At 73.2% G+C, this 12,203-nt stretch carries 10 protein-coding genes; 7 read left to right on the top strand and 3 right to left on the bottom strand.

Features of this window, described 5'->3' with window-relative positions:
- The first annotated feature begins 82 nt into the window (after window positions 1-82).
- On the top strand, window positions 83-673 hold the full coding sequence (locus tag ACFWU6_RS18965) for a TetR/AcrR family transcriptional regulator (protein WP_383801237.1): 591 nt from the start codon (window positions 83-85) through the stop codon (window positions 671-673).
- A gap of 124 nt (window positions 674-797) precedes the next feature.
- A complete protein-coding gene (locus ACFWU6_RS18960; protein WP_383982033.1) occupies window positions 798-3,005 on the top strand; it encodes an MMPL family transporter in 2,208 nt (735 codons plus the stop codon).
- 74 nt (window positions 3,006-3,079) lie between these two features.
- Here the strand turns inward: ACFWU6_RS18960 and ACFWU6_RS18955 are convergent, their stop codons facing one another.
- Entirely contained in the window at window positions 3,080-3,490 is a 411-nt protein-coding gene (locus ACFWU6_RS18955; RefSeq protein WP_383982031.1) for an SsgA family sporulation/cell division regulator, read from the bottom strand.
- Between the two features lie 169 nt (window positions 3,491-3,659).
- Here ACFWU6_RS18955 and ACFWU6_RS18950 point away from each other — a divergent pair, with 169 nt between their 5' ends.
- The 4 genes from ACFWU6_RS18950 to ACFWU6_RS18935 all read left to right on the top strand — a co-directional run bounded on the left by ACFWU6_RS18950 (window position 3,660) and on the right by ACFWU6_RS18935 (window position 7,546).
- Entirely contained in the window at window positions 3,660-4,748 is a 1,089-nt protein-coding gene (locus tag ACFWU6_RS18950) for an energy-coupling factor ABC transporter permease (RefSeq protein WP_383982029.1), read from the top strand.
- A 1-nt stretch (window position 4,749) separates the two neighbouring features.
- Window positions 4,750-5,511, top strand: coding sequence for a cobalt ECF transporter T component CbiQ (cbiQ, locus tag ACFWU6_RS18945; protein WP_383982027.1), 762 nt, complete (start codon window positions 4,750-4,752; stop codon window positions 5,509-5,511).
- Window positions 5,499-6,257 (top strand): energy-coupling factor ABC transporter ATP-binding protein, encoded by a 759-nt coding sequence (locus tag ACFWU6_RS18940; RefSeq protein ID WP_383801223.1) that lies wholly within the window; start codon window positions 5,499-5,501, stop codon window positions 6,255-6,257. Before cbiQ ends, ACFWU6_RS18940 begins: the two co-directional genes overlap by 13 nt.
- A 92-nt stretch (window positions 6,258-6,349) precedes the next feature.
- Window positions 6,350-7,546, top strand: coding sequence for a serine hydrolase domain-containing protein (locus ACFWU6_RS18935; protein WP_383982069.1), 1,197 nt, complete (start codon window positions 6,350-6,352; stop codon window positions 7,544-7,546).
- 28 nt (window positions 7,547-7,574) lie between these two features.
- Here ACFWU6_RS18935 and ACFWU6_RS18930 read toward each other — a convergent pair whose 3' ends face one another.
- Window positions 7,575-9,209 (bottom strand): penicillin-binding transpeptidase domain-containing protein, encoded by a 1,635-nt coding sequence (locus tag ACFWU6_RS18930; protein ID WP_383982025.1) that lies wholly within the window; start codon window positions 9,207-9,209, stop codon window positions 7,575-7,577.
- Between the two features lie 114 nt (window positions 9,210-9,323).
- A complete protein-coding gene (locus ACFWU6_RS18925) occupies window positions 9,324-11,093 on the bottom strand; it encodes a dolichyl-phosphate-mannose--protein mannosyltransferase (RefSeq protein WP_383982023.1) in 1,770 nt (589 codons plus the stop codon).
- A 93-nt stretch (window positions 11,094-11,186) separates the two neighbouring features.
- Between ACFWU6_RS18925 and rsmI the strand changes: the two genes are divergently transcribed.
- A complete protein-coding gene (rsmI, locus tag ACFWU6_RS18920) occupies window positions 11,187-12,116 on the top strand; it encodes a 16S rRNA (cytidine(1402)-2'-O)-methyltransferase (RefSeq protein WP_383801215.1) in 930 nt (309 codons plus the stop codon).
- Window positions 12,117-12,203: the final 87 nt, after the last annotated feature.

The raw sequence follows: 12,203 nt of genomic DNA, 5'->3' as shown, positions 1-12,203 counted from the left end.
AACGGTACGGTTTCGTTTCGCTAGGGGCGGGGGTATGGTCGTAAGCGTACGGAACGGTTTCGTTCGGACGGAGGGTGTGGAGATGACCGAGACGATGACGGCTCGGCGCAGCCGGATCACCCCCGAACGGGAGGCCGAACTCCACGAGGCGGTCCTCGACCTCCTGCGTGACGTCGGCTACGAGGCGCTGACCATGGACGCGGTCGCCGCCCGCACCAAGTCCAGCAAGGCCACCCTCTACCGCCAGTGGGGGAGCAAGCCCGAGCTGGTCGCCAGAGCCCTGCGATGCACGCAGCCCGTCTCGCTGCGGGAGATCGACACGGGCACCCTGCGCGGGGACTTCGCGCGCATGGTGGAGCACTCGGACGACGCGCAGATGGCCAAGGACACCGCCCTGATGCGGGGTCTGGCCCACGCGGTCCACGAGAGCCCGGAGCTCCACAAGGCGCTGCGGGACCTGCTGGTCGACCCGGAGATCAACGGCCTCCAGGCAATGCTCCAGCGCGCGGTGGACCGGGGCGAGATCCGCCCGGACTGTCCCGCACTGGATTTCGTACCGCACATGCTCATCGGGGCGTTCATCGCGCTCCCGCTGATCGAGGACCGCCCGGTGGACCGGGCCTTCCTCGGTGACTTCATCGACGCCGTGGTCTTCCCCGCCCTCGGCGTCTGATCCTTCCCCGTCCCCCGTACCGCATTCCGCTGCTCCTGACACGCCGCTCTCGTCGTCGGGCCGGCTCACCACGCCCTGATCCGCTCCGGATCCATCCCACGACCTGAACGGGAGAACCACCGACGTGGCCACCTTCCTCTACCGGCTCGGCCGGGGCGCCTTCCGGCGCCGCGGTCTCGTCGCCCTCGTCTGGGTGGCGCTGCTGTGCGTCGCCGGCTTCGGCGCCGCGACCGCCCCCGCACCCACCTCCGGCTCCTTCTCCATACCCGGCACGGAGGCCCAGAAGGCCTTCGACCTGCTGGACGAGCGCTTCCCGGGCATGGCCGCCGACGGCGCCACCGCCCGCATCGTGATCGAGGCGCCCGAGGGCGCCAAGGTCACCGACCCCGGCCCCAAGGCCGAGGTCGAGAAGATCGTCTCCGACCTGAAGTCCGGGCCCGGCGCGCACCAGATCTCCTCGGTCGCCGACCCGTACCAGTCCCAGGCCGTCAGCCAGGACGGCTCCACCGCCTACGTCAGCGTCAAGTACGACGTCAGCGGCATGGAGCTGAAGGACGAGACCCGCGACGCGCTCAAGGACTCCGGCAAGGAGGCCACGGACGCGGGGCTGAACGTGCAGATCGGCGGCGACGCCCTGGTCGCCGCACCCGAGACCGGCTCCGGCGAGGTCATCGGCATCGTGGTCGCCGCGATCGTCCTCGTCATCACCTTCGGCTCGCTGATCGCGGCCGGGCTGCCGCTGCTGACCGCGCTGATCGGCGTGGGCATCGGCGTCTCCTCCATCACCGCGCTCGCGGGCGTGCTGGACCTCGGCTCGACCACCTCGATCCTCGCGATGATGATCGGCCTCGCGGTCGGCATCGACTACGCGCTCTTCATCGTCTCGCGCTACCGCGCGGAGCTCGCCGAGGGACGCTCCCGCGAGGAGGCCGCGGGCCGGGCCACCGGAACCGCCGGCTCCGCCGTCGTCTTCGCCGGACTGACCGTGGTCATCGCCCTGGTGGGCCTGGCCGTCGTCAACATCCCGATGCTCACCAAGATGGGCGTCGCCGCCGCCGGAACGGTGGTCATCGCGGTCCTCGTCGCCCTCACCCTGGTCCCCGCGATCCTCGGCTTCGCCGGCGCGAAGGTCCTCCCGGCGGGCAGGAAGAGCCGGCTCTTCGGCAAGGGACAGGCCAAGGGCGGCCCGGACGCCGACCCCAAGCCCAACGGCGGCACCCGCTGGGCCCGCTTCGTCCTGCGCCGCCCGGTCATGGTGCTGCTGGCGGGCGTGATCGGCCTCGGGATCATCGCGATCCCGGCGAGCAAGCTGGAGATGGGCCTGCCGGACGACGGCGCCCAGCCGGTCTCCACCTCGCAGCGCCAGGCGTACGACATGCTGTCCGACGGCTTCGGCCCCGGCTTCAACGGCCCGCTGATGGTGGTCGTCGACGGCGACAAGGCGCTCGCCGACAAGACCGCCGACCGGATCAAGGGGCTGGAGGGCGTGGCCGCGGTCACCCCGCCGGCCCTCAACGAGGGCGGCGACGCGGGCGTCATCACCGTCGTCCCGAAGGACCGGCCCTCCTCCACGCAGACCGAGGACCTGGTCCACGAGATCCGCGCGGTCAGCGGGGACGAGGTCCTCGTCACCGGCCAGACCGCGATGAACATCGACTTCTCGCAGAAGATGAACGACGCGCTGCTGCCCTACCTGGCGCTCGTGGTCGGCCTCGCCTTCCTGCTCCTGATGCTGGTGTTCCGCTCGATCCTGGTCCCGCTCAAGGCGGCCCTCGGCTTCCTGCTGTCGGTGGTCGCGGCCCTCGGCGCGGTCGTCGCCGTCTTCCAGTGGGGCTGGCTGGGCTCGCTCTTCGGCGTCGAGCAGACCGGTCCGATCATGTCGATGATGCCGATCTTCATGGTGGGCGTGGTCTTCGGCCTGGCCATGGACTACGAGGTCTTCCTGGTCACCCGCATGCGGGAGGCGTACGTCCACGGCGAGCGCCCGGGCCAGGCCGTGGTGACCGGATTCCAGTACAGCGCCAGGGTGGTCGTGGCCGCCGCGGTCATCATGATCGCCGTGTTCTCCGGCTTCCTGGGGGCCAGCGACCAGATGGTCAAGATGATCGGCTTCGGTCTCGCCGTCGCCGTCCTCTTCGACGCGTTCGTGGTCCGCATGGCCATCGTCCCGGCGGTGCTCGCCCTGCTCGGGCACAAGGCCTGGTGGCTGCCCGCGTGGCTGGACCGGCTGCTGCCCGACGTGGACGTCGAGGGCGAGAGCCTGCGCCGCCACCTCGACGGAGCGGCCTCCCCGGAGGGCCCGGACAAGGACCGCCGCCTGGTCGAGGTCTGACCGAGCGGTCCCGCACGACGGCCCGGCCCCGTACCGCCTGATCACCAGGTGGTACGGGGCCGGGCCGGTTGCGCCTACCGGGTGGCGCAGGCGTACGTGCGGCGCAGGAAGCGGCGCAGCACGGCGATGTCGAACTGCACCACGGCGACGCCCTCGGGGGAGTGGAACTCGACGATCGCCTGGACGCGGCCGCAGGGCCAGACGCGTACGTCCCCGGTCCCCGTCGGCGTCAGCAGGCCCGCCTCCAGCAGGGCGCGGGGGAAGACCCACTCGTTGTCGGTGCCCTCGGGGGAGAGGTCCGCGGGGAAGACGACGCGCACGGCCAGCGGCTCGTCCGGACTGAAGCGCAGCAGGGCGGGGACGGTCCGGTAGAGCGGGTCGTCGGTGATCACGCGGGCCCTGGCGCGCAGCTCCACGGGGGCCGCGGGGGCCACGGTGGCGGTGGCCGCTCCGGCGGCGGGCGGATTCTCGGCGGTGGCAGACATCGACAAGACTCCTCGAAATCGGAACATATGAGTCCGTTTGTCCCCCCAGCCTCGCACATTCCCACGAAACCGCGCGGCTCTATTTGTGACCGCTGCGCTCTTGCCAACCATTTGCAAGTGGGCACTATTCTTGAACGGCTAAAGACTTTGTGAGAATCGGAGCCACTCCATGCACGTGCCCGACGGATTCATCAACGCACCCGTCTCGGTGGCCGCCGGAGTGGTGGCCGTCGCCGCGGTGGGCGTCAGCCTCCGCGGCGCCCGCCGCGAGCTGGCGGGCCCCTCCCAGGCCGAAGGCTCCGGGGGAGAGCGCACCGCACCGCTCGCCGGCCTCGTCGCCGCCTTCGTCTTCGCCGTCCAGATGCTCAACTTCCCGGTGGCCGCCGGCACCAGCGGCCACCTCCTCGGAGGAGCCCTCGCCGCGATACTCGTCGGCCCCTACACCGGCGTGCTGTGCATCTCCGTGGTGCTGCTCATGCAGGGCATCCTCTTCGCCGACGGCGGGCTGACCGCGCTGGGCGTGAACATCACCGTCATGGGCGTCGTCACCGTGGTCGTCGCGTACGCGATCTTCCGCGGGCTGCTCAAGGTGCTGCCGGCCGGCCGCCGGCCGGCGACCGCGGCCGCCTTCGTCGGCGCCCTGGTCTCGGTGCCCGCCGCCGCCGCGGCCTTCACCGTCCTCTACGCCGTCGGCGGCACCACCGACGTCCCCCTCGCCAAGGTGCTCACCGCGATGGTGGGCGTCCACGTCCTCATCGGCATCGGCGAGGGCCTCATCACCGCCGCCACCGTGGGCGCCGTGATCGCCGTGCGGCCCGACCTGGTGCACGGGGTCCGCGGCCTGGCCGCGCCGCTGAAGCTGCGGGTCGACGGGCAGCTCGTCGACGCCCCGGCCGCCGCCGCCCCGGCGCCGGCCGCGGCCCGCTCCACCAAGAAGTTCTGGGCCGCCGGCCTGGTCACCGCCCTGGTCCTCGCCGGGTTCGTCTCGTACTACGCCTCCGCCGACCCCGACGGCCTGGAGAAGGTCGCCGCCGACAAGGGCATCGACACCAAGGTCGAGGACCACGCGGCCGCCGGCTCCCCGCTCGCCGACTACGGCGTCAAGGACGTCGACGACCCGCGCCTGTCCGGCGGCCTCGCCGGGGTCATCGGCGTCGGGGCGACCGTCGCCGTGGGCACCGGGATCTTCTGGACCGTGCGCCGCCGCCGCGCCGGCGAGCTCACCGCCACCTCCACGGCCTCCCCCGCGGCGGGCTGACGTGGGAGCCGGCCACGCCCACACGCTCTACCGGCACGGGCACTCGCCGGTCCACGACCTGCCGCCGCACTGCAAGCTCGCCGCGACCTTCGCCTTCGTACTCGTGGTCGTGTCCACACCGCGCGAGGCGGTGTGGGCCTTCGGCCTGTACGCCGTCCTCATCGCGGGGGCCGCGGCCGCGGCCCGCATCCCGGCCGGCTTCCTGCTGCGCCGGCTGGTGATCGAGGTGCCGTTCGTCGCCTTCGCCGTCCTCATGCCCTTCGTGGCCGAGGGCGAGCGGGTGGACGTCCTCGGCACGTCGCTCAGCGTCTCCGGGCTCTGGGGCGCCTGGAACGTCCTGGCCAAGGGCACCCTCGGGGTCGCCGCCTCCGTCCTGCTCGCCTCCACCACCGAACTGCGGGCGCTGCTGCTCGGCCTCCAGCGGCTGAGGCTGCCCCCGCTGCTCGTCCAGATCGCCTCCTTCATGATCCGCTACGGCGACGTGGTCACCGACGAGCTGCGCCGGATGTCCATCGCCCGTCGCTCCCGGGGGTTCGAGGCCCGCGGCGTCCGCCACTGGGGGGTGCTCGCCAAGACCGCCGGGGCGCTGTTCATCCGCTCCTACGAGCGCGGCGAACGGGTCTACCTCGCCATGGTCAGCCGCGGCTACGCCGGTTCGATGCCGGTGATCGACGACGTCACGGCCACCCGTGCCCAGTGGGCGTACGCGGCCGTGCTCCCGGTGACGGCGCTCGCCGTCTGTCTGATGGGATGGACGCTGTGACCGCACCCTCTCTCGAAGTCTCCGGCCTCGCCTACGCCTACCCCGACGGCCACCAGGCCCTCTTCGGCGTGGACCTCACCGTCGGGCGCGGCGAGCGCGTCGCCCTGCTCGGGCCCAACGGCGCCGGCAAGACCACCCTCGTCCTGCACCTCAACGGCATCCTGGCCGGCGGCGTCGGCTCCGTGACCGTGGCCGGGCTGCCCGTGGAGAAGCGGAACCTCGCCGAGGTCCGGCGCCGGGTCGGGATCGTCTTCCAGGACCCCGACGACCAGCTCTTCATGCCCACCGTGCGCGAGGACGTGGCCTTCGGCCCGGCCGCCGCCGGCCTGCGGGGCCCGGAGCTGGAGGAGCGGGTGGCGCACGCCCTGGAGCAGGTCGGCATGGCCGGCTTCGCGGACCGCCCGCCGCACCACCTCTCCTTCGGACAGCGCCGCCGGGTCGCGGTCGCGACCGTACTGGCCATGCGGCCCGAGATCCTGGTCCTGGACGAGCCCTCCTCCAACCTCGACCCGGCCTCGCGGCGGGAGCTCGCGGACATCCTGCGGTCGCTGGACGTGACCGTGCTGATGGTGACCCACGACCTCCCGTACGCGCTGGAACTGTGCGCGCGGGCCGTGATCCTCAGCGACGGCGTCATCGCGGCGGACGGACGCACCCAGGACCTCCTGTGCGACGAGGAGCTGATGCGGGCGCACCGCCTGGAGCTGCCCTTCGGCTTCGACCCGCGCTCCGTGACCGTGGCCTGAGCGGGAGGACCGCGGCCCGGGCGGTACGACCGGGGCCCGAGCGGCATAAGGCGACGGCGCCGGGTGTTGGACCGCTCGTGAACAATCGGCTGGTGGACGTCCGGGGCGACGTGGCGGAGGGCTTCGAGGCCGTCCGAGAGGCATTCGTACGCAACTTCGAGGTGCTCGGGGACCGGGGCGCGGCCGTCGCCGTGTACCGGGACGGGCGCCGGGTCGTGGACCTGTGGGCCGGCCCGAGGGACGCGGACGCCCAGGGCCCCGCCGAACCGTGGAGCGCCGGCACCGCGCAGGTGGTCCGGTCGGCGACCAAGGGCGTCGCCGCCGTCGTGCCGCTGCTGCTGCACCAGCGCGGGCTGTTGGACCTGGGCGCGCCGGTGGGCTCCTACTGGCCCGAGTTCAAGGCGGCCGGCAAGGAGCGGGTCCTCGTACGGGACCTGCTCGCGCACCGGGCCGCCGTACCCGCCCTCGACCGCGGCCTGACCCCCGCCGAGGCCGTCGACGGGACCTCGGGGCCGCGCGCGGTCGCCGCCCAGCGGCCCTTCTGGGAGCCCGGCACGGACCACGGCTACCACGCGCAGACGTACAGCTGGCTGCTGTCGGAGCTGGTGCTGCGGGTGACCGGGACCCCGATCGGGCAGTGGCTGGCGGCGGAGGTCACGGGCCCGCTGGGGCTGGACTTCTGGATAGGCCTGCCGGAAGCGGAGGCGGCGGCCGGGCGGGTCGGCCGGGTCGCCGCGGTGGCCCCGCCGCAGCGGGCGGGCACGCTGCGCACCCGGCCGCGCAGGAACGTCTCCGAGGCCTACGCGGACCCGGCCTCCCTCACCCGCCGGGCCTTCGCCGCCATCGACCCGCTGCCGGACGAGAACGCCCCCGGTTACCGGGCCGCGCAACTCCCCGCCTCGGCGGGGATCGGCACGGCGCGGGCCCTGGCAGGCCTCTACGCCGCGCTGCTCGACGACACCGAGGACGGCGGCCGGCTGTTCACCCCGCAGACCACCGCCCTCGCCGGCACGGAGCTCTCCGCGGGCCCGGACCGGGTGCTGGTGGTCAACACCCGCTTCGGTCCCGGGTACATGCTCCACGGCCCGGCCTCGCCGCTGCTCTCCCCGGCCTCCTTCGGGCATCCCGGGCGCGGCGGCTCGCTGGCCTTCGCCGACCCGGAGGCCGGCATCGGCTTCGGCTACGTCACCAACGCCCTGGCCCCGTCGGTCACCGCCGACCCGAGGGCGCAGGCCCTGGTCCGGGCGCTCGGGGCCAGCCTCCAGGCCCGGGGGTCAGCCTCCGGCTAGGCCTGGGGGCCGGCCGCCAGGCCCGGGGTCAGCGTGCCGAGAGGACCGCGGCCACGATCGGGCCCGCCGCGTCGCCGCCGTGGCCGCCGCCCTCCACCATCGCCGCCGCGGCCACGTCGCCGCCGAAGCCGGTGAACCAGCTGTCCGGGCTGCCCGCGCCGTCGACCTCCGCGGAGCCGGTCTTCCCGCCCTTGTCGCCGCCGACCGACGCCATCGCCTCGGCGGCCGTACCGCCGGCCGCCGTCAGCCGCATCATCGACACCAGCTGCTGCTGCACCCCCGGCTTCATCCGGCGCTCCGCCGTCGCGATCGTCCGGCCGTCGAGGTCCGGGGAGACGAGCAGGGGCTGGCGGAAGACCCCGGTGCGCGCGGTGGCGGTGATGGACGCGACGTTGAGCGGGTTCATCGTGATCTGGCCCTGCCCGATGTACGCGGCGGCCTCCTCCGCGCCCGTCGCCGTCGGGACCCTGCCGTCGGTGGACTTGATGCCCGTCTTCCAGTCCAGCCCGATGCCGAAGACCTCCTTCGCCTCCTTCGAGAGCGCCGCGTCGTCGCGCACGCCGTCGATCGGCTTGATGAAGGCGGTGTTGCAGGACTTGGCGAAGCTCGTCGCGAAGGTCGCGCCCGGCAGCTCGAAGTTCTTCAGGTTGTGGAAGGTGCGGCCGCCCCAGACCGCTTCCTTCGTGCACTCCGCCGGCTTGTCCGCCGCGACCAGGCCGCGGTTCAGCAGCATCGCCGCCGTCACGATCTTCATCGTCGAGCCCGGCGCCCGGTTGCCCGTCATCGCCGCGTCGTAGCCGTCCGCGCGGTGGTTGGCGATGGCCAGGATGTGCCCGTTGCTCGGCTTGACCGCCACCACCGACGCCTGCGGGTACCGTGCGACCGCCTGTTCCGCCGCCGCCTGCACCGTCGCGTCCAGGTACGTCTTGAGGGTGCTCGGCCGTCCCTCCACCAGGGTCAGCAGCGTCCGCCTGGCGGAGCTCCCGCCGGCCGCCGGCTCGATCCACAGCTCCGCGCCGGGCGCGCCGCCCGTCTTGCTCCCGTACGTCGCGCGCAACTGGTCCAGGACCGGCCGCAGCGAGGGGTACTTCTCCGCGGTCAGCTCCTCGCCGTTGCGGTCCACGGCCTTGACCGGCGGGTTCGCGGGCTCGCCGGCGCGCAGGGTCTCGTTCTGCCCCAGCTGGGGGTGGATGATCGAGGGCTGCCAGTCGACCAGCGGCCTGCCGCTGGTCAGCCCGCGCACCACGGTCAGCTTGGAGTCGTACACCAGGGGCTTGGTGACGCCCTCGTAGGTGACCTCCGCGGCGACCTTGAAGGGCATGGTGGTGCCGGCCGGAGTGCCGGGGGTGATCACGGCCTTCGACACGTACGCCGTGTTCCGGAAGCCCCCCACCGCGCTCTCCGCGGCCGCCACGTTGTTCGTCAGCTCCGCGGCCGCCCGTCCGTCCCCGGCCGCCCAGGCGGCCAGGAACGCCTTGGCGGTCGCGGCCGCGTCCTTCTCGCCGACGGGGCCGCTGCCCTTCGCCGCCTGGACGGAGGTCCCGCCCGCCGTCCCCCCGCTGTCGCCCGCGTCCCCCACGAGCGCGTACACCCCGTACGCGGTCCCGCCCGCCATCGCCAGGAACACCCCGCCGACGATCGCGCCCTTCGCTGCCCCGTTCACTGCTGGTCCCTCCCCAGGAAACACAGTTCTCTGAACATGTTCAAAGAACTCCAGGTGCAGACCTTACGCGTTGTTCATGTGTTCATACGTTCTTGTTACCGGACCGGAACATCGTCAGACCCAGGTGTCCAGCCACATCCGGCCCCGCCAGGAGTCCATCGGGAGGGTCTGGCCGGTGTAGATGGGCCAGAAGTAGATGAAGTTCCACACGATCAGCAGGACCAGCACGCCCGCCCCGATCGCCCCCAGCGCCCGCCGGCGCTCCGAGGAGCCCGCCGGTCCCAGCAGGGCGCCGAGCATCATCGCCACCGCCAGGCAGAGGTAGGGGACGAAGACCACCGCGTAGAAGAAGAAGATCGTCCGCTCCTGGTAGTGGAACCAGGGCAGCAGCCCCGCGCCCAGCGCGCAGGCGATGGCGCCCGCCCGCCAGTCGCGGCGGAAGAACCAGCGCCACAGCACGTACAGCAGCGCGAAGCAGCCCGCCCACCACAGCAGCGGGGTGCCCAGCGCCAGCACCTCGCGGGCGCACTTGCCCGCCGCCGTCGCCGGACAGCCGTCGGCGCCGGGCTCGGGGGACTCGTAGAAGTACGAGACCGGCCGGCCCAGCACCAGCCAGCTCCACGGGTTGGACTCGTAGGTGTGCCCCGAGGTCAGGCCGACGTGGAACTTGTACACCTCGGTCTCGTAGTGCCACAGGCTGCGCAGCCACTCCGGCAGGAAGGAGAGCGAACTGCCCCGGTCGTACCGGGCGGCCCAGTCGCGCAGGTAGCCGCCCCTGCCGTCGTCCGGGCTGAAGATCCAGCCCGACCAGGAGGCCACGTACGTCGCCAACGCCACCGGCACCGTCGAGACGAAGGCCGGCAGCGCGTCCCGGCGCAGCATCGCCGCGTACGGCGAGCCCGCGCCCGCGGTGCGCCGCGCGGCCGCATCCCACAGCACCGTCAGCACGCCGAAGAACGCCAGCGCGATGAAGCCGTTCCACTTCGTGCCCGCGGCCAGCCCCAGGCAGACCCCCGCCAGAATCCGGTACGGGCGCCAGCCCAGCCGCAGCGTCTCGGCGATCCCAGCGTCGGGCCGGGTCCGGCCCTGCGCGTCCACCGGGAGCGCGTCGGCGAGCCGGGCCCGGGACCTGTCCCGGTCGATGAGCAGCGCCCCGAAGGCGGCCAGCACGAAGAACATCAGCACCAGGTCGAGCAGCGCGGTGCGGCTCATCACCAGGTGCAGCCCGTCCACCGCGAGCAGCGTGCCCGCCAGGCAGCCGAGGAAGGTTGAGCGCAGGAGGCGGCGGCCGATCCGGCACAGCATCAGCACCGAGAGGGTGCCGAGCACGGCGGTCATGAACCGCCACCCGAAGGGGGTGAGGCCGAACATCCACTCGCCGAGGCCGATGACCCACTTGCCGACCGGCGGATGGACGACGTAGCCCGGGTCGGCGGGGAGCGGCACCCCGTCCGGGTTGGCGAGGATCGACTTGTCGATGTCCTTGGGCCAGCTCGCCTCGTAACCCTGCCTGATCGTGGCCCAGGCGTCCTTGGCGTAGTACGTCTCGTCGAATATCACCGCCTTCGGGCTGCCCAGGTGCACGAACCGCAGCACCCCGGCGACCAGCGCCACCAGCAGCGGACCGGCCCACGCGAAGACGCGCTGCCAGCCGCCCCACACGGCCGGCGGCAGCCCGAAGACCGCCCACAGCTGCGCCGAGGGCCGGGCGTACGGGGGCACCAGGCGGGTGCGGACGTCCGGCCGCGGCGACGCCCCCGCGGGCGGCGCGTAGCCGAAGCCGCGCAGGCGGCGCAGCCACGTGGGGGGCTCTTCGGCCCGTCCCGCGGGCGGGGCGGGCGGGGCCCCCGCGGGGCTGGGCGGCGGCGTCGCGGTACTGGTCACCGGGTCATGGTAGGGAACCGATCTGTGGAGCCCCAGTCGCCGCGTGCGCACACGGGCGAGCCGGGCCCGCGAAAGGGCTGAGAAGATGGGCCGGTGACAGCTGACCAGCCCCGCGGTACCGAACCAGTCCACGCGCCCGCCGACCGGGCGGGTGTCCTCGTCCTCGCGGGGACCCCGATCGGCGACCTCTCGGACGCCCCGCCGCGGCTCGCCGCCGAGCTGGAGCGCGCCGACGTGATCGCCGCCGAGGACACCCGGCGGCTGCGCCGGCTGACCCAGGGGCTCGGGGTGCACACCACCGGGCGCGTCCTCTCGTACTTCGAGGGCAACGAATCGGCCCGCACGCCGGAGCTGGTCGAGGCGCTGGAGGCGGGCAAGCGGGTGCTGCTGGTGACCGACGCGGGCATGCCGTCCGTCTCGGACCCCGGCTACCGGCTCGTCGCCGCCGCGGTGGACAAGGACCTCAAGGTCACCGCCGTGCCCGGCCCGTCCGCGGTGCTCACCGCGCTCGCCCTGTCCGGGCTGCCCGTGGACCGCTTCTGCTTCGAGGGCTTCCTGCCGCGCAAGGCGGGCGAGCGCCTCGGCCGGCTGCGCGAGGTCGAGGGCGAGCGGCGCACGCTCGTCTACTTCGAGGCCCCGCACCGGCTCGACGACACCCTGGCCGCGATGGCCGAGGTCTTCGGCGCCGACCGGCGGGCGGCCGTCTGCCGCGAGCTGACCAAGACGTACGAGGAGGTCAGGCGCGGCGGGCTCGGCGAGCTCGCCGCCTGGGCCGCCGAGGGCGTGCGCGGGGAGATCACCGTCGTGGTCGAGGGCGCCCCGGCCGCCGTCCCCGGCGACGTGGACGCCGAGGAGCTGGTGCGCAGGGTGCGGGTCCGCGAGGAGGCGGGCGAGCGCCGGAAGGAGGCCATCGCGGCGGTCGCGGCGGAGGCCGGGCTACCCAAGCGCGAGGTCTTCGATGCCGTCGTCGCGGCAAAGAACGCGGCACAAAAGGTGCCGCAGGTCGGTAAAGGACTAGCCTGAAAGGCAAAGCCCGGACCGCGCACCGGGCGTTTTGGGCATGAGTCGCCCAAGGGCCGTCCAACAGTCGACAGGGCCTGATGCGCTCCC

It is taken from the genome of Streptomyces sp. NPDC058674 (genome assembly GCF_042716505.1).
Taxonomy (GTDB): domain Bacteria; phylum Actinomycetota; class Actinomycetes; order Streptomycetales; family Streptomycetaceae; genus Streptomyces.
The sequence above is the reverse complement of the archived record's forward strand: the minus strand, read 5'-3'. Positions and strand labels throughout refer to the sequence as shown.